22 protein-coding genes are annotated in these 15,886 nt (G+C 37.4%); 18 read left to right on the top strand and 4 right to left on the bottom strand.

Annotated elements, in window-relative coordinates:
* The first annotated feature begins 195 nt into the window (after positions 1-195).
* Entirely contained in the window at positions 196-903 is a 708-nt protein-coding gene (locus tag ACJMML_RS04010; protein WP_405306085.1) for a metal-dependent hydrolase, read from the top strand.
* On the opposite strand, the gene ACJMML_RS04005 is transcribed toward ACJMML_RS04010, so the two are convergent.
* Positions 900-1,865: an arsenic resistance protein gene (locus tag ACJMML_RS04005; protein WP_405306084.1), complete on the bottom strand. Its 966-nt coding sequence runs from the start codon at positions 1,863-1,865 to the stop codon at positions 900-902. The two genes, ACJMML_RS04010 and ACJMML_RS04005, sit on opposite strands and share 4 nt — an antisense overlap.
* Positions 1,866-2,160: 295 nt before the next feature.
* On the opposite strand from ACJMML_RS04005, the gene ACJMML_RS04000 reads away from it, so the two are divergent.
* Genes ACJMML_RS04000 through ACJMML_RS03920 form a run of 17 tightly spaced genes read left to right on the top strand, consistent with a single transcriptional unit; the run spans position 2,161 to position 12,014 of the window.
* A complete protein-coding gene (locus tag ACJMML_RS04000) occupies positions 2,161-2,475 on the top strand; it encodes a monovalent cation/H+ antiporter subunit E (RefSeq protein WP_405306083.1) in 315 nt (104 codons plus the stop codon).
* Positions 2,476-2,505: 30 nt separating this feature from the next.
* Positions 2,506-2,772, top strand: a complete 267-nt coding sequence (locus ACJMML_RS03995; RefSeq protein WP_296785682.1) for a hypothetical protein — start codon at positions 2,506-2,508, stop codon at positions 2,770-2,772.
* Positions 2,773-2,813: 41 nt separating this feature from the next.
* Complete coding sequence (locus tag ACJMML_RS03990; RefSeq protein WP_405306082.1) at positions 2,814-3,191, top strand: cation:proton antiporter; 378 nt, start codon at positions 2,814-2,816, stop codon at positions 3,189-3,191.
* Positions 3,192-3,193: 2 nt separating this feature from the next.
* On the top strand, positions 3,194-3,427 hold the full coding sequence (locus tag ACJMML_RS03985) for a DUF4040 domain-containing protein (protein ID WP_405306081.1): 234 nt from the start codon (positions 3,194-3,196) through the stop codon (positions 3,425-3,427).
* Positions 3,427-3,813: a cation:proton antiporter subunit C gene (locus tag ACJMML_RS03980; RefSeq protein ID WP_405306080.1), complete on the top strand. Its 387-nt coding sequence runs from the start codon at positions 3,427-3,429 to the stop codon at positions 3,811-3,813. The genes ACJMML_RS03985 and ACJMML_RS03980 overlap by 1 nt, the downstream gene beginning before the upstream one ends.
* Positions 3,806-5,260, top strand: coding sequence for an energy conserving hydrogenase EhbF (ehbF, locus tag ACJMML_RS03975; protein ID WP_405306079.1), 1,455 nt, complete (start codon positions 3,806-3,808; stop codon positions 5,258-5,260). The genes ACJMML_RS03980 and ehbF overlap by 8 nt, the downstream gene beginning before the upstream one ends.
* Entirely contained in the window at positions 5,257-5,592 is a 336-nt protein-coding gene (locus ACJMML_RS03970) for a hydrogenase (RefSeq protein ID WP_296785697.1), read from the top strand. The genes ehbF and ACJMML_RS03970 overlap by 4 nt, the downstream gene beginning before the upstream one ends.
* Positions 5,585-5,863 (top strand): EhbH, encoded by a 279-nt coding sequence (locus tag ACJMML_RS03965; protein ID WP_296785701.1) that lies wholly within the window; start codon positions 5,585-5,587, stop codon positions 5,861-5,863. Before ACJMML_RS03970 ends, ACJMML_RS03965 begins: the two co-directional genes overlap by 8 nt.
* The gene (locus ACJMML_RS03960) at positions 5,860-6,336 is read left to right on the top strand and encodes an MnhB domain-containing protein (RefSeq protein WP_405306078.1); all 477 of its coding nucleotides are present in this window, start codon (positions 5,860-5,862) and stop codon (positions 6,334-6,336) included. The genes ACJMML_RS03965 and ACJMML_RS03960 overlap by 4 nt, the downstream gene beginning before the upstream one ends.
* Positions 6,333-6,584, top strand: a complete 252-nt coding sequence (locus ACJMML_RS03955) for an energy-converting hydrogenase B subunit J (protein ID WP_405306077.1) — start codon at positions 6,333-6,335, stop codon at positions 6,582-6,584. The genes ACJMML_RS03960 and ACJMML_RS03955 overlap by 4 nt, the downstream gene beginning before the upstream one ends.
* Positions 6,585-6,595: 11 nt before the next feature.
* Positions 6,596-8,005 carry a 4Fe-4S binding protein gene (locus tag ACJMML_RS03950; RefSeq protein WP_405306076.1) on the top strand — a complete coding sequence of 470 codons (1,410 nt, stop codon included), beginning with the start codon at positions 6,596-6,598 and terminating at the stop codon, positions 8,003-8,005.
* Entirely contained in the window at positions 8,006-8,497 is a 492-nt protein-coding gene (locus ACJMML_RS03945) for a 4Fe-4S dicluster domain-containing protein (RefSeq protein ID WP_405306075.1), read from the top strand.
* Positions 8,498-8,944, top strand: a complete 447-nt coding sequence (locus ACJMML_RS03940; protein ID WP_405306074.1) for an NADH-quinone oxidoreductase subunit B family protein — start codon at positions 8,498-8,500, stop codon at positions 8,942-8,944.
* A gap of 10 nt (positions 8,945-8,954) precedes the next feature.
* Complete coding sequence (locus tag ACJMML_RS03935; protein WP_405306073.1) at positions 8,955-10,082, top strand: nickel-dependent hydrogenase large subunit; 1,128 nt, start codon at positions 8,955-8,957, stop codon at positions 10,080-10,082.
* A gap of 4 nt (positions 10,083-10,086) precedes the next feature.
* Positions 10,087-11,085 carry a respiratory chain complex I subunit 1 family protein gene (locus tag ACJMML_RS03930; RefSeq protein ID WP_405306072.1) on the top strand — a complete coding sequence of 333 codons (999 nt, stop codon included), beginning with the start codon at positions 10,087-10,089 and terminating at the stop codon, positions 11,083-11,085.
* A 13-nt stretch (positions 11,086-11,098) separates the two neighbouring features.
* A complete protein-coding gene (locus ACJMML_RS03925) occupies positions 11,099-11,362 on the top strand; it encodes an energy-converting hydrogenase B subunit P (RefSeq protein ID WP_405306071.1) in 264 nt (87 codons plus the stop codon).
* Complete coding sequence (locus tag ACJMML_RS03920; protein ID WP_405306070.1) at positions 11,355-12,014, top strand: DUF5612 domain-containing protein; 660 nt, start codon at positions 11,355-11,357, stop codon at positions 12,012-12,014. Before ACJMML_RS03925 ends, ACJMML_RS03920 begins: the two co-directional genes overlap by 8 nt.
* 53 nt (positions 12,015-12,067) lie before the next feature.
* On the opposite strand, the gene cas4 is transcribed toward ACJMML_RS03920, so the two are convergent.
* The 3 genes from cas4 to ACJMML_RS03905 form a co-directional block, all read right to left on the bottom strand.
* Complete coding sequence (cas4, locus tag ACJMML_RS03915; protein ID WP_405306069.1) at positions 12,068-12,862, bottom strand: CRISPR-associated protein Cas4; 795 nt, start codon at positions 12,860-12,862, stop codon at positions 12,068-12,070.
* Between the two features lie 136 nt (positions 12,863-12,998).
* The gene (locus ACJMML_RS03910) at positions 12,999-14,477 is read right to left on the bottom strand and encodes a sodium-dependent transporter (RefSeq protein WP_405306067.1); all 1,479 of its coding nucleotides are present in this window, start codon (positions 14,475-14,477) and stop codon (positions 12,999-13,001) included.
* Between the two features lie 213 nt (positions 14,478-14,690).
* Positions 14,691-15,764: a DNA polymerase subunit beta gene (locus ACJMML_RS03905; RefSeq protein WP_405306066.1), complete on the bottom strand. Its 1,074-nt coding sequence runs from the start codon at positions 15,762-15,764 to the stop codon at positions 14,691-14,693.
* Between the last annotated feature and the right edge of the window lie 122 nt (positions 15,765-15,886).

Genomic DNA, 15,886 nt, shown 5'->3' with positions numbered 1-15,886 from the left:
CAAAGCAAAAATCAGATTCAAAGGAGATAAAATATATAAAGCCTCCAGAAAAACGATAAAAATTAAAGTTAAATAAGAATCTTGAATCAATCCAGGTCTTTGTCTGACGCATATTTTCTGGGAGCATTAGTTTTCAAATGCTCTCTCATTAATCTTTTAAATATGGACATTCTATTTTTAACTAAGGTGATTAAAATGTCGTCTTATAAGGGTCATTCAATATTTGCAGTTCTACTTTCGTTGATGTTTTTTCACAATCCTCTAACAATTGCTTTAACATTAATCGGTGCAAATATTCCTGATTTTGACCATGAGTTCAAGCAGGAAAACGTTTATAGGATGATCATTTTGGGATTAATAGTGTTCATTTCACTTTATATCCTTAAATTACCTTATTATATCGGTTTGATTATTGTTTTTTTAGGTGTAACGTTCTATTTTTCAGAACATCGAAGTTTTACTCATTCCATTTTCGGCGCTTTGACATTGGCTTCTGCTGTCAGCCTGATATTGATTTGGGCGTTTCAGCTAACTACATTCTTAACCGTTTTGGAAAACCATTATATGGTAATGGCAATTCTAATCGCTCTTATAAGCTTTCTGTTTTTAAACAAGAAAGTTTTGATGGTTTTTCTGCCATTGTTTTTCATTAGCCTATTTGTTCTTCCCACATTTGAGGTTTCATACATCGAAATTGTTTTAAGCCTGTTTTTGGGATTGTTATCTCATATAATTCTTGATTCATTCACTCCGGCAGGAATTAAGATATTTGCCCCATTGTCTTCTAAAAAGGTATATAGGAATTTTGGAGTGGGCATTATATTCCTGCTGATATTCTTATCAATATTATATCATATTCCCTTATTGTTTGAACTGTATGGTCAATATATTTTGGGAAACTAGAAATTGCCGCAGACAAAGAACAGCCCGGAATTTTTAATCCATAGGCAGAATCTTGAAACGATATACAATATTGGAAGTTCTATCAGTGGTCCAATTACCAGTGCCATCGCTATCAGTTCATGACCTGGGAATGAATTGATTGCTATTGCTAAAGCTAACGGGGAATTTCTGGCCAGTGTTGTCATGGTTAGGCTTGCATACTCGGGATAAGTAAAATTAATTTTTTCGGATAACAGTAAATCGATTATTGTATTGGATATGAAAAATAGAATCAAAGGAATGAATATTTTCATAATTGAGTTTAGATTGCTGAATAATAGTTCTCCTTGGCTTGCAAATATACAGAATACGGCTAATGACAAAAGCCAGATTTGCAGACTGCTGAATGAGTTGATTACTTTGTCTTTTAAATCATTTTTTAAGATGAATTTGACAATTTGTGATGCTATGAAAGGCATGACGATAACGATTAGCAGTGAATATGCAAGCTGAGTGTAATCTAGGTTTATTCCATTTGAAAAGAATATTATCAGATAAATTGGAAGCAGAACAATCTGAATGATTAGGTTTATCGGCAGTATGGATAGACTCAGTGTCAAATCCCCTTTTGCAAGCTTGGTAAACACCAGATACCAGTCGGTACACGGGGTCAGTATTAGCATGAAGAATCCTACAAGAATGTCTACATTTCCTTTCAGAAAAAGTGTCCCCAAAAAGTATCCGAATAATGGGGTCCATAGAAAATTGATTATCAGGCTTGTCAGACTGAATTTAACGTTTTTAAAGCTGTTTTTTAATTCATTCAGTGGTATTTTGAGGAACAGTCCGAAAAGCATTAGGCATAAAAACAGGGTTATCAGATTGCCTGTATTTTGGGCAATCATGCTGACATTTGAAAATGCAAGTCCCAATATTATTGCAAAAAAGATTATAATCGGCTCAATTTTTTCCACTAAATCCATAGTATCACTTTTTTTAGGCATAACTAAATTTGTATATTATCATATATAATATTTTCATGAATGTATTAAATCACTTAATTTTTCTTTTAACTGTTGATTTGACAGTATTTAATTAATTTAAGTGGCATTTTCGTTCATGTATATTTTTTTAATATTTTTAACAATGTAAATCTATTTTTTGAATATTTTTTTTAAAAAAGCATAACTTTATAATGAATAATCATGATAAATAATAATATTACTAATTAGTCAGTAGTATGGCTATTATTAATATTAATGAAATGGAGCTTGTTTAATGTTTTTGACTAGAATTGGCTATGGAATTATATATTTCTTAGTTCTTATTTACGAAATCATAAAAGCAACAATTAATGTTGCTTTTAGTGGAGTTATGGGGAGAAATATTGATCCTATTGTCGTGGATATTGAAACAGTTTTAGAGAGACCTGTTTCACAGACAATTTTAGCAAACAGTATTTCTTTAACTCCAGGTACCTTGTCTGTTGATTTGGACAGCGAGAATAACATTATCAAAGTAGCTGCTATTTCTCCAAGAAAAAAAGAGGATATTATTCCTTTTGAACCTTATATAAAGAAAATGTTGGAATAATTCATTTTCAAAAAAGACGAGTGAGATAGTATGGATATATTGTTTATTTCAAAATTTATTTTGGTTATTGCAATAATTATAATGCTGTTAGCCACCATAAGAGCAAGTGCATATAAATCCACATCCATGGGGCTTTTAGGAAGTTCCGTTGTTATTAATGCACTCGCATTAGTGTTACTTGTAGGTGGAGAGTTATATAATCTTGCATTCTATAGAGATATATCTTTAGCTTTAATATTCTTTGGTTTTGTAGGAACTATTGCTTTCGCTGTAACCGTAGGAGGGGAAGATAAATGATCGAATATATTCAATCAGCCCTTCTCATTATTGCAGCTTTCTTGATTATTATCTCAGCAATAGGTCTTATTAGCTTAAGCAAAGATACTAAAAATGCAGTATACGGAAGAATCCACATTGTGGGTTTGTTTGATGTTGCATGTATTATTGCTATGATTGGTCTTGGCCAATATCTCTTGGCTGGTGTCTACTTTATTTTAGCACCGTTTTCAGCACATGCAATAGCTAATGCTTATTGGAAAAAAGAAGATAGAGAAAATAACGCTGATTTAATGACAGTTGAAGAAGAGGTAGATGAAAATCATCCATTTATACATCCTAAAGAAAAGATGCAGGCTTTGGAAAGTGAAAATTCTGAAAAGCTTAAGGCGGATGACAGATTTTCAGTTACTACCATAGAGATTGATGAGGGTGAGTAGTCATGATGGAAATAATATTGTGTATTGTAATAGTATTAAGCGCAATTCTTGCTCTTATTCAAAAGGATTTATTTAAAGCAGCAATTTTAACCGGTATTGCCGGCGCTTCAGTTGCAGTATTGTTTCAGGTATTGCTTGCACCGGATGTTGCCTTGACACAGGCAATTGTTGAAGGGGCAATCATACCGATATTCATTGCACTGGCTGTTAAGAAGACTCAAAGGAGTGATGGCTGATGGCTGATGTACAAGTTGTGATATTGTTGACATCTGTTGCTTTAGTCGTAATCGGACTTTATTCCGCAATTTTCATTGACAATATCATCAAAAAGATTATTGGTATCAGTTTCATTGAAGAGGGAGTAAACCTTTTCATTGTTGCTATCGGTTATAAGGCAGGCGGTGTCGTGCCAATCCTAATGCCTGGAATGGATACCTCATGGTTTGCTACAAACGCAGCCTATCCTTTGCCTTTCGGTTTGGTACTTACCAGTATCGTAATCGGTGCAAGTACACTGGCGGTAATGCTTGCTTTAGTAATGGTTTTATACAGAAGATACGGCACATTATCTACAAAAGTAATGTTGGCTGACACATCAAAACGGGAGGAATACGATGAATGAATTAATTCCAATTATGGTTATTGTTCCTTTAATGGCCGCATTATTAATCAGTGCCTTTTCAAAATTCAACACTGTAACTAAGATTTTTGCATTTGTTGTGGCAATATGTCTGCCGTTAATTCCGCTGCTGTCTAATTATGGTCTTCACTACTTCGGTGGTTATGAGCCTATTCTAGATAGTGCGGTAAACATGATGTATCATCCGGCAATCACATATTCATTCACATTCCTGCAGCAAATATTCATAGCAGCTATTGGTCTTTTGACATTTCTGGTAATCTTCATTTACCTGACAAAATACAAGAAAGTCTCAGGACCATACCTGTTCCTATTGTTCTTAGGTACTTCAGCAGTGACTGCAATGATTTTGACTGACGACATATTCCACATGTTTGTGTTCTTTGAGATATTGGCACTTGCACAGGTGGGAATTGTGGCTGCATCTTCAATTGATTACAGCTATGAAATGGCCTTGAAGTATATGGTTTTAGGATCAATCGGTTCTCCAATGATGCTTTTAGGAATTGGATTCCTACTGGCATTGACAGGTAGTGTAAATGTTACAGATATTGCAGCTGCTGTTCACAACGGTCTGGTTGACGCAACTTCTCCAGTATTTTTATTATCACTCGCATTGATATTCTTTGGTTGGTTATACGCATCCGGTTTACCACCATTCCATACAATAAAATCTGGAATCTATTCAAAAGCGGAACCTCATGGTGCAGCTCTATTGCAATCATTTACAGTCATTTCAATGATTTCAATCGTATTAATAATGTTTAGAATTTACGCTTCACTCCCAATCTTTGAAGTTCTCATAGTCTTCTTCTCTATCTTAGCTATGATATTGGGCGTCTCTCTTGCACTTACCCAAACAGACTTCAGAAGAATGATTGGATTTTTAGCGGTAGGTGAATTAGGTTTCATCGGGTTAGGTATTGGGCTTGGAACAAACTTTTCAATTACAGCAGGACTTTTCCAAGCATTGAATGAAATCGTAATCACAGCATTATTATTCATAGGATTTGGCGCAATCGTAAATGCAACAAATGAAGTGGATACAAGAAAATTGGGCGGACTTCTTGCATACCATCCTAAAGTGGCAATTATGCTTCTTATTGGTGGTCTTGCAATGGCAGGAGTTCCTCCATTAAGTGGTTTCCAATCCAAATTGATGCTTGTTCAGGCATCATTAAGCTGCGGATTCCCAGAATTATCCATTTTGGCTATCATGGTAAGTATTGCCACATTTGTAGTATTTGTAAAAACATATTACACAATGTTTTTAAAACCGAAACCAAATGACTTAGAATTGGAAGGAAAAGAAGTTCCAAGAGCTATGATTTTCGCAATGGGAATATTGTTAATCATTGTTATACTGTTAGGTATTTTCCCAGATGTCGTTACAAACGGAATTTCTAACTTTGTAGGAGGGATATTATGAAACTGTATGATCAGATATTCAATGTTGTAAAGCAGTTCAGGAAATTGTTTTCACCTGGACCCGTTACCAATGCGGATGTTTCAGGAAGCCTTACAGCAGAAATATTTTTAATCGTATCATTGGTTCTGTCTGCAATATTGCTAAGGCATGTAAATGTCTTGCTTGCAGGAATCTTTACCTTGGCACTGGCTATAGTGCTGATTTATAGTATTCCGCTTATTCCAAAGTTCAAGATAGAACAGGAAGATTCACTTGAAAAAATGCTGTTCTATGCAATTGTAACACTTGCGCTTATAGCAGTATTCATGTACTGGGGTGGTAATCTTGTCTAATACTACAATACGCAATTTGCTTGCAGCAATCTTAACAGCAATCTTTTCAGTTACATTATTCGACGCGATATATCATATAAGCGATATGATTTATCCTGGTGTGAGCTTAATCTATAACACTTTAGGAACTAAAATCGCTCCGAATATGGTAACAGTTGTTATCTTTGATTTCAGAGCATACGATACTTTGGGAGAATCAATTATATTGTTGACTGCCGGATTAGTTGTTTTACTGATATTTGGCAGAGGATTACTGGGGGATAAAAGATGAGTCAGGGTAGTATAATCTTAAAACTTATATCTTTGCCGATTTCAATCATATTAATCTGTTTAGGTATAATGACCATTCTTGGGGGCCACATCACTCCTGGTGGAGGTTTCCAAGGTGGTGCAATGATAGCAAGCGGAATTATATTATCTGTTCTTGTCTATGGAATAGGTAATTCCCCATTTGAATTGTCACATACATATATTGAAGTTTTAGAATCTGTTGGTGCGCTAGGTTTCGTAATATTCGGATTAATTGGATTGTTTGTTGGAGGTTTTTATCTCTACAATGTCGGAACTGATCTCCTTAATGTCGTTCCTCAAACTATCCAGTCTGTATTGCATTATCCTGATGTTACAAATGCCGGAATTATTCCATACCTTAATATATTTGTAGGTTTAAAGGTATTTGCAGGATTATCCGCAATTGCAATTGCATTTGCAGGTTTTAAGAAATATGTCGAGGAGGGTGAATGATGGTAATCATAGGGCCAATAATAATTGCACTGATATTGGGCATAATCATAGGTTCACAAATCAAGACCCATAACGGAGATACTCATTTCACTCTTGGAGCATTTATAGTGATACTTATTGCAGGAATTATTGTAGCATGGCAATCCGGCAATTATCCGTTTTACACAGACTTGCCGTTATCAACTGCATTTTTATCTGCATTAATAGGAATTTTTGTAGGCAAACTAATATTTGCAAGGAGTAAATAAGGGGTTTTAAAATGTTTTTATCAACTAATACATGTAATGAAAACGAAAATTGTATTAAGTCATGTCCTACAAAATCCATCAGATTAGTCAATGGGATTCCATTCAGTTGCCTTACCTGCGGAATCTGTCATGATAACTGTCCTAACCATGCAATATTTAAAAACGGCTATGGAGGATATGTGGTTGACAGGGCCAAATGTAACGGCTGTGGAATGTGCATGTACAACTGCCCTACAAACAACATCCATATAGATGATGGAATAGTATATGGTATCTGTTCACGTTGTGGCGTTTGTGCAGAGAAATTCCCTGAATGTCGTGTTGACGGATTTGAATTTGAAAAGGAAAAGCAAATCAATTTAATCAGGTCATTCAACATCCTGAATCCTCCATTGGATAACGTTCCTTCTAAAAGCGAAAGCAAGGTCAAGGAAGTTTCAAGGACTTACTTCGGAACAGATACAGAAAAATGTATTCTGTGCGGCAGATGTGAGGAATACTGTCCAACCGGTGCGATTCATGTTAAAGTGGATAGGGATGAAGGAATCTGTCGTGAATGCAGAATATGTGCAGATGTTTGTCCAAACCAATCAATGAACAAGCATCAGATGGTCAATACAACATCATGTACACTTTGTCTGAACTGTATGAAGGCATGTCCTAACAATGCGATTTCAGTTGACGATTTCAAAATTATTGTGAATAAATTGAACCAGAAACCTGACGGCAAAATCATATCCTGTCTAAATTGCGGATTGTGTGCTGATTTGTGTGAAAACGAATCACATAAAAATGTCGACGGCAAGTTGAGATACGATCCGACAATAGATACGGAAAACGTTACACATGATAATGCCATTAGTCACTGTCCGGTTCACACATTGCGTGAAGATGAGGAAATGTTCATCTATGATGAGTTTTCAGATGAGGAGCTTCCTGCACTTGCCGGCTTCTGTGTAAGCTGTGGAAAATGTGTGCAGGTCTGTGATGAGGTCAATGCGCGTCAGCTAATGACCCACACATGGGACGGCAAAGTTACAGACGACTGCATTTCCTGTGGAATCTGTGTCGAAATGTGTCAGGAAGATGCGATTACATTGCATAGGGGCAAAATCTCAGTAGATATGGACAAATGTATTTTATGTGAAAACTGTGCAGTCCACTGTCCTGTTGATGCGATTCCTAAATCAACAATGTACAAGAATGAGATTACAGATGGATTCAACTTCATCGAGCAAAAATTATGTATGCATTGTGGAATCTGTCATGGAATCTGTTCATATGATGCAATAGAAGAAATTGATGGCAATTATGTGGTTAATGAAGAGAAATGTACCTATTGTGGAGCATGCAAGAACGCCTGTCCTGCAAGGGCATTCTTATTCGAAAGAAATTTTAAAGATTCAATAGAGGGTATTTAAATGAGCAGTTTACTTAGAATAGCTTTGGAAGGAGCTTTTACCAACTTTAAAAGAATCTTTTTTGCAGCTGATAGGGTTACAGATATGGAATTGAGAAACCAGATCGCAACACTGTCAGTGGAAGTTGATGACAGGGTTGACGAAAAGGCCTGTATAGGATGTGCGGGCTGTGCCAATGTCTGTCCGACTGGTGCAATTGAGATGAAAGAATTAGCAAATCCAGTTAAAATCACTGACGATTGGACTAAAAGGGAAGTGCCTGAAATTACTCTCGAAAAATGTGTTGTATGTTACTATTGTCATGACTTCTGTCCGGTCTACTCTCTTTATGGTGAAAAGGGAACAATACATCCGAGCAATGTCGGGGACCAGGAAGTTGACATCACAGAAACAATGTCACAGCCATTTAAGATTTCAGACGACAAGCTCAAATTCATTGCACAATATTTATCAGATAATACAGTATTGAAGAATAGAGAGGAGGGTGATTAGATGGGACTTAAATCATTTTCAAGAGCAAGGGCAATACACGTCATGCTGGTTTATACCGGCGGATGCAACGGTTGCGATATTGAGATTGTTAACTCAATTCTATCACCTAGATTTGATGCTGAACAATATAATGTGTTTTTAACTTGGAATCCTCGTGAAGCTGATGTATTGGTTGTCACAGGACCGGTTACACATTTGAATAGAAAACCATTGGAGGCAATCTATGAAGCCATTCCTAACCCTAAACTGGTTGTGGCTGCAGGAAGTTGCGCTCTGATGGGTGGTGTTTATAAGAACTGTTATGGTGACATTCCTTCAGAGGAGATTGAAGGGCCGGTTGAAAATATCATACCTGTTGCCGCAAAGATTCCGGGCTGTGCCGTAAGGCCTCAGGATGTTTTGGCTGGTGTTGTATCACTTTTACCTACATTATTAGATGCGGATTAGAGGGGATTTGATGGATAAGAAAGTACCAAGAAGCAATATTATTGAAACAGAAATTCCAATGGGTACAGTTCACCCTGCTGCATTGGAACCATATAGGGTAAGGTTTTTTGTAGAGGATGAAATAGTTCAGGAAGCCGAAATCACTATTGGTGTTAATCATAGGGGTATTGAAAGAATCATGGAAGGTCTTCCAGTTGAAAAAGCCAATGCCTTAACTGAGAAAATTTGTGGAATTTGTTCTAATGCACATATATGGAACTCCTGCAGAACTGCGGAAATGGGATTGGGCATCGAAATTCCGGAAAGAGCCCTTTATATTCGTGTGATCATGAGCGAACTTGAACGTTTGCACTCACATTTCTTGTATCTGGCTCACGGTTGCGAAGTATTGTCTCATGAAACATTTTCAATGAGGGTGTTCTACCTGAGGGAAATAGTAATGGAACTGCTTGCAATGATTGGAGGAAACCGTGTGCAATACGGCTGTTCCGTCCTTGGAGGAGTAAGGCCAAGATGTGATTTGGATGAAGCTAAACTTTTAAGACTTAAAAATGACATGGATGCAATAGAAGAAGGACTTACAGGATTCGTCGAAAGGTTTTTAGGCGATTCCATAGTCATGTCAAGGATTACCGGAATCGGAGTCCTGCCTCAAAAGCAGGCAATCGAACTTGCAGTTACAGGTCCTACCCTAAGGGCAACCGGTGTTGCAAGGGATTTGAGGACCACCATGTTCGAATATGATGAATTTGACTTTAATGTAATCACACAGCCTGACGGGGATGTCAAATCCAATCTGGTAATGAGGGCATTGGAATCATTTGAAGCAATCAAAATCATTCGTCAGGCCATTGCAAACATCCCGGAAGGAAAAGTAGTGAACCGTGATTGGGAAATGGTTGACACAGATATTTCTGAAAGTTATATTGAGGTTCCGAGAGGAACTCTTTATCATTCATATGCACTTGAAAGCGGAAGAGTAAGGCACTGTATCATAAGGACTCCATCAATGGCAAACATTGGTGCAATGCAGTATGCATGTATTGGAGACCAGATTACAGATGCTCAATTATGTATCGTACAGTGTGACCCGTGTTTCACATGTACCGATAGGGCAATTGAAATCATAAGGAGATAGAAAAATGTTTGAAAATATACTCACTAATCCGATTATTGTTGTAATATTGACAATTTTAGTCTGCTTTATAATTTCAACATTGCTTCCAGGAATTGAGAGAAAATACATTCATGCAAGGATTCAGCAAAGAATCGGACCAATTGTAATTGCTCCTGGAATTATGGCGCCAATAAAGTTTATGTTCAAGGAAAATGTCGAAGTTTCATCTCCGGTACCTGGATTATATAAGGCATTGCCGATAATATGCTTTATTGTGGTTTTGTGCGTTTTAATCGCATTGACTCCACAGGCCTATCAAATTCCTGCACTTGCAAGTTTGGTGGCTGTTGTCGGATTTTTAAAAGTGGAAGAGATATGTTATGTATTGATGGGAGCATTATCAAAATCAGTAATGTCCGTCAGGATGCCTTTCCCTGATAAGATTAAGGGGGCAGTTCACAACAATTCCAATCTTTCATTCATTGAGGACATAAGTGCAAGAAGATCACTCAGGATGATTACATATGGATCTTTCCCATTGTATCTGGCATTGTTTGCACCTATTACAGCTGCAAGAAGCATCTTTTTGCAGGATATTGTAGCGTATCAGCAAGCGAATGGGCCTTTCCTGTTTACCGTATCAGGTGGAATCGCAGCAATCGTATTTTTCATCGGTTACATGATTATATTGAACGAATATCCATTTTCAATTATCAAGGCAAAATCTGATGTAATTGAAGGACCATACATGGAATATGCAGCTAAATACAGGGCTGTTGTCTATCTGACAAGAGGATTTTTCATGTTTGTGCTTGGATGTGTCTTTTCAGTATTGTTCATTGGAGTTCCGCCAACAATCATGTCAATTGGATTTTTGGTAAATGTGCTGGTAGCACTGATATTCGTATTCATGATGGGAATTTTCTCAGCATTTGCTCCTGTATTTACAAATAGGCAGCTATTGCCAACAATATTGTGTACTACATTGCTAGGAATATTGGCCATTGTGCTTGGATTATTATGAGGAGGTATTATTTATGAAGTTTGTTATGAGACCGTATCATATGGTAAGTCTTGGAGGATATATTGTCGAATGGGATTTTCCTTACAGGAATCTTATAGTTGTAAATAAAACCTCTGAACCAATTAAAATAGAAATCCCAGTATTTCATGAGGAATGGATACAGGAACACAGGGACTTGGGTCTTGAAGTGATTCCAGTCACCAAGGATGACAATTATTTGAGCATGTGGAAAAGGGCACATGCAGAACTTGACAAGGTGAAGCCAAAAAATGAGTGATTATACTTTAACAATCAAATCGACTGAGAAAAAAGGAGTGTTGGATGACATAACCGACGTCATCACATCCCATGGTGCTAACATTAGTTATGTTCATCTCTTTGTTGAACAGAACAACAGAGGTTCCATTAATCTGGAGCTTGAGCATGTTGAGGATATTGATGAGTTGGTAGCAGATTTGAAAAGCATTCCTGAAGTGAAATCAGTTGAATTGCATGGCTCCCAATTGGACATCTATGGAAAGCGTATAATCATAGTCGGTGGCGGAGCACAGGTTTCCCAGGTTGCTATGGGTGCAATCACCGAGGCCGACAGACACAATATACGTGGAGAGCGTATAAGTATCGATACAATACCTTTGGTCGGTGAAAAATCCTTGGCTGAAGCGGTCGAAGCCATCTCAAGACTTCCTCGTGTAAGAGCACTTGTTTTGGCAGGTTCCCTTATGGGTGGTGAAATCACTGAGGCCGTTAAAAAGGTTAAGGAAGAAGGCAACCTTGTTGTGATTTGCCTTAACATGCCTGGCAGCGTGACCAAGTATGCCGATTTGATTATTACAGATCCTATTCAGGCGGGTGTGCTTGCGGTGATGTCAATCGCCGACACTGCTGTTTTTGACATTTCCCGTTTAGGTGACAATATCAAATATTAATTCATGTTTATGGACGTATAGGAAAGGGAGTTAATTGTTAACTCCCTTTTCATCTAATTTTTAAGACAAATTTCCTTATATTCGCATTTTTCACATTTTTTAGTAGTTTTTTTCACGTTTGGAAGCTTTTTGTTCTCAGTTATTTCCTTGACTTCCCGGATGATTTCAAACAGTGCCTTTCTGAGGTTGACATCCATCACGACGGGGCGCCTGTCGCCTATCTTTTCATAGTCGACAAATCCCACATAAACCTCGGTGTTGAATTCCTCCTCAATGAGTATCGCATATGCGACCTGCTCGATAGCATCCTGATCCCACACTCCCTTTAGTGGAGGATTTCCATTCTTGATGGTTATCGGGAAATAATTGCCGTCAACAATCTCTATCTTGTCGCAAATGCCTATCAAATCAAGACTCTTGTCTTTCAGCATATAGGAATACATTGAATTTGGAAAAAACATGTCGGTTATTGCGAAGGCATTCTTATTGAGAATTGTCATAGCCTGTTTGGTTTTCAATGCAGTTATCTTGATTTTAAAGTATGCGTCATCAATTATTTCATTGATTTGTGAGTTTTCAAGGCCCAGGTTCATTGATTTTATGGATTTGGTTGTGCTTTCGATGTGGGGGTCAATGTTTTGGGATAGGACATTTTCAATTTCGCTGAGGGTCATGTCTTTTTTGACCTTGCGCATGTTCTTTTGGATTAAATCATGGATATCGATTTTCAGCTTCTTGATTTCCACAGCCAATTGGTAGTCCTCGTTTTCCTTTGTATCTACATGGGTTTTGATGTATAATTTCATTGGACAGTACATATGTAGTTTAATAGAAGATACATTCATCATGTTTATAACCTCTTAAAATTCTTATTATTACTATTAAACTAATAATATTTAAAATAAGAAGTTATAAATGATTATAATTTAGTTAAATAAAATAAAAAAAGTAAATAGCTAATAGTTTAGCTATTTAAATGCAATTTTACACGTTGTAATAATTTTTGTTGAGTGCAGGCAATTTTGCAAAGATGATTGGAATCACAATCAGCACTACACTTAGGATTCCCATAACTGTCAGGCTAAGGCCATCTGCCTGGGAGACTGTGGAGTACACCCCTTGAATCCAGAGGCCTCCAATACAAATAGGCAATATGTATTTGATTACTGCTTTCCAGGTTTTGCCTACTTGAAGTCTGGAGTTGTTGTTCAATGTTTCAATCAGGTCATCGAACTTGTAAATCCAACCGAAGATTAGGCACTCGGCCAATACCGCCAACAGCAATGCGAAATTATTCAGATATGCATCGAATATTCCCAGGATTGTACTTCCGGCACCGGTTGCAAAGATACAGGATATTAAAAATCCGATAATGCAGACAACGGTTGCTGTCTTTTTACGTTCAATAAGGAACTTTTCGGAAATTGAATAGCACACTCCCTCAAGAAGGGCAATAACGGAGGTGATTCCTGCAAACAGGATACATATGAAGAACAATGGTCCTACGATGTATGCGACGCCTCCCATGGTATTGAACACTTGTGGGAAAACAACGAATGCAAGTCCTGTTCCTTCAGTTACAAGTTCATTGAACGGTATTCCTGAAGTTGCTGTCATGAACCCTAAAATTGAGAAGATTCCAATTGAGTTAAACACTTCAAATCCTGAGTTTGAAAATGCCACCATCACCGCATTGTCCACCAGTTTTGAGCCTTCAGGCAGGTAGCTTGCATATGTCATTGCAATTGCCATTCCCAGACTTAGGGAGAACACGATTTGTCCGAATGCCGCAAGCCATACGTCCAGGTTGAGCAACGCGTTCCAGTCGGGGGTGAAGATTTGTGTGTATCCGATTGATGCGCCAGGCAAGGTCAGGGAGAACCCGACAATTCCAAGAACAATCAGACAAAGCAAAGGCAATAGGATTTGGCTCACTTTACCGATTCCATCATTCAGGTCCCTTTTGATAATCATCCATGCAATGAACCAGATGATGAACACTGAAATGAGAACGTTTGGAACGATTGTAAACAGTCCGGACATTGAATCTGTCGCATGCAATACATTATTTGAGAAATATAAATCGGGATTGGCTCCCCATGCTTTTGTAAAACTTAAGATTATATAAATAAAGTCCCATCCAACAACACAAACGTAATATGTTGTTATCAAAAATACGACCAGTAGGATGAACCATGCTACCGGTTCCAATTTATCTTTTATGGAATACATTATTCTTGCAATTGATTTCTTGAACTTGAATCCTACCGCATATTCCACAAGAACAAATGAAATTCCGAGCAGGAATAATGAAATGATATATGGAATCATGAATGATCCTCCTCCGTTGGAGTACAATACGTTTGGGAAACGCCAGATATTTCCCAGTCCGACAGCGGAACCAATCATGGCCATCATGAATGCAAGATTACTGTTCCATTCTTGTTTTTTAGTCTCTGTCATTTTTATCACTTAAATTAATAGTTAATATATTTGTCATTAAGGTTTATATATTATTTGCATTAATCTTGCTTAAATCGTGATTTTTTTAATCATATTTGCTCAATAAGCTAAATAAAGATAAAAATTGTAGATTTGTCTAATTTAATTATTAAAATTTACTTGTTTGTTTAAAAAAATAGTAATTATGGGAGTATCGGCTCCCATATAAAATGATTATGCCGGGCTTTCCTTGAGCTTCAAATACTCATCGATTGCTTCACGGGTGGTTCCGACAACTATGCGGTAATGGCTGAACTCACCATTCACAATAACCTTTTCCACTTTGCCTTTGGCGACCACATGCTCGCCGTCAACGACCTCGCCGGCATAGGTGTGGGTAAATGATACGACCTCTGTTAATGGGAAGTCCACGCCATCGATGACTTCCACATTCTCTATTGTGTAAAGTGAAGGGTTGTCAAATGCTCCAAGTGCGCTTACGATGTCGCATTCGATTTGAGCAATTCCCTGAGGCTCGTATACGGTATCTCCCCAAGTGCCTTCAATCTCATCATAATCCTTTGTGGCCAAAATGTCAAACAGGGTTCCGTTGATTGTTCCTCTGTTCGCTTTTCTGTTTTCATACCATCTGAACTCTTCCTTGGTCAAGCTTTCATCATACATTCTTTTGTCGTATACAAAATCCCAGTAGTCGTTGGTGATTCCCTCGACAGTGATGTGCTTGTCAACCTCTTCAAGATAAACTTCCTTGCCTCTATGCTCTTTAAATGCCGCAATTGCTCTTCTGTGGTTGTCAAGGCCATATACAACAAAGTCCAAGTCACTGACATCGCTTTTTTGAAGACCTGGTAGAATGGAACCTGAGATTCCCAAATGGTCATATGGAATGCCGGCCATGAAATGGAAAAAGTCAGCAACATCCATTAATTTTGCAATCAATTCGGGATTTTTTACTTCTCCGCCTGATTCAAATGTCTTTTTAAGGCCTAAAAGTCTATTTTCAGGTTTAATGACTCTTTCAACCTTGTCCAATGGAACTCCCATCATTTCAACGTTTGTAACTTGAGAAAAATATAGGTAATCCGGATGATTTTCTCTCAAATAACTGTAGGCTTCTTCAGATCCTACTTTTCTGTACCTTTTTCCATCTTTTTCACGATCGCCCTCTGGATCAGGGACATATCTTAAAAATGAGATTACTCTGTCTTCAGGGTGAATGTAATTGGTTGATGCGAAGTATAAGTCGTCACTTGTGTAAATAAAATCTCTTGTTCTTACTTGTTCCATAATTTTAACTCCTTAGTTAAATTTTGTTTTTTCTTTAATTAATGTATTGTTATGATATGGGTTTATCATATATTCGAAAATTTTTCAGATACTATTTCACTTTACTTTTTTCAATTTTCATT

Origin of the sequence: Methanobrevibacter sp. (genome assembly GCF_045130115.1) — an archaeon.
Lineage (GTDB): Archaea > Methanobacteriota > Methanobacteria > Methanobacteriales > Methanobacteriaceae > Methanocatella.
Note: the sequence above shows the minus strand (reverse complement) of the source record. Positions and strands in the feature narration are given on the sequence as shown.

Excerpts from the sequence above, each read along its gene's own strand:
- ACJMML_RS04010 (WP_405306085.1), top strand. The coding sequence starts at position 196 with ATGTCGTCTTATAAGGGTCATTCAATATTTGCAGTTCTACTTTCGTTG.
- ACJMML_RS04005 (WP_405306084.1), bottom strand. The coding sequence starts at position 1,865 with ATGGATTTAGTGGAAAAAATTGAGCCGATTATAATCTTTTTTGCAATA.
- ACJMML_RS04000 (WP_405306083.1), top strand. The coding sequence starts at position 2,161 with ATGTTTTTGACTAGAATTGGCTATGGAATTATATATTTCTTAGTTCTT.
- ACJMML_RS03995 (WP_296785682.1), top strand. The coding sequence starts at position 2,506 with ATGGATATATTGTTTATTTCAAAATTTATTTTGGTTATTGCAATAATT.
- ACJMML_RS03985 (WP_405306081.1), top strand. The coding sequence starts at position 3,194 with ATGATGGAAATAATATTGTGTATTGTAATAGTATTAAGCGCAATTCTT.
- ACJMML_RS03980 (WP_405306080.1), top strand. The coding sequence starts at position 3,427 with ATGGCTGATGTACAAGTTGTGATATTGTTGACATCTGTTGCTTTAGTC.
- ehbF (WP_405306079.1), top strand. The coding sequence starts at position 3,806 with ATGAATGAATTAATTCCAATTATGGTTATTGTTCCTTTAATGGCCGCA.
- ACJMML_RS03970 (WP_296785697.1), top strand. The coding sequence starts at position 5,257 with ATGAAACTGTATGATCAGATATTCAATGTTGTAAAGCAGTTCAGGAAA.
- ACJMML_RS03960 (WP_405306078.1), top strand. The coding sequence starts at position 5,860 with ATGAGTCAGGGTAGTATAATCTTAAAACTTATATCTTTGCCGATTTCA.
- ACJMML_RS03955 (WP_405306077.1), top strand. The coding sequence starts at position 6,333 with ATGATGGTAATCATAGGGCCAATAATAATTGCACTGATATTGGGCATA.
- ACJMML_RS03950 (WP_405306076.1), top strand. The coding sequence starts at position 6,596 with ATGTTTTTATCAACTAATACATGTAATGAAAACGAAAATTGTATTAAG.
- ACJMML_RS03945 (WP_405306075.1), top strand. The coding sequence starts at position 8,006 with ATGAGCAGTTTACTTAGAATAGCTTTGGAAGGAGCTTTTACCAACTTT.
- ACJMML_RS03940 (WP_405306074.1), top strand. The coding sequence starts at position 8,498 with ATGGGACTTAAATCATTTTCAAGAGCAAGGGCAATACACGTCATGCTG.
- ACJMML_RS03935 (WP_405306073.1), top strand. The coding sequence starts at position 8,955 with ATGGATAAGAAAGTACCAAGAAGCAATATTATTGAAACAGAAATTCCA.
- ACJMML_RS03930 (WP_405306072.1), top strand. The coding sequence starts at position 10,087 with ATGTTTGAAAATATACTCACTAATCCGATTATTGTTGTAATATTGACA.
- ACJMML_RS03925 (WP_405306071.1), top strand. The coding sequence starts at position 11,099 with ATGAAGTTTGTTATGAGACCGTATCATATGGTAAGTCTTGGAGGATAT.
- ACJMML_RS03920 (WP_405306070.1), top strand. The coding sequence starts at position 11,355 with ATGAGTGATTATACTTTAACAATCAAATCGACTGAGAAAAAAGGAGTG.
- cas4 (WP_405306069.1), bottom strand. The coding sequence starts at position 12,862 with ATGATGAATGTATCTTCTATTAAACTACATATGTACTGTCCAATGAAA.
- ACJMML_RS03910 (WP_405306067.1), bottom strand. The coding sequence starts at position 14,477 with ATGACAGAGACTAAAAAACAAGAATGGAACAGTAATCTTGCATTCATG.
- ACJMML_RS03905 (WP_405306066.1), bottom strand. The coding sequence starts at position 15,764 with ATGGAACAAGTAAGAACAAGAGATTTTATTTACACAAGTGACGACTTA.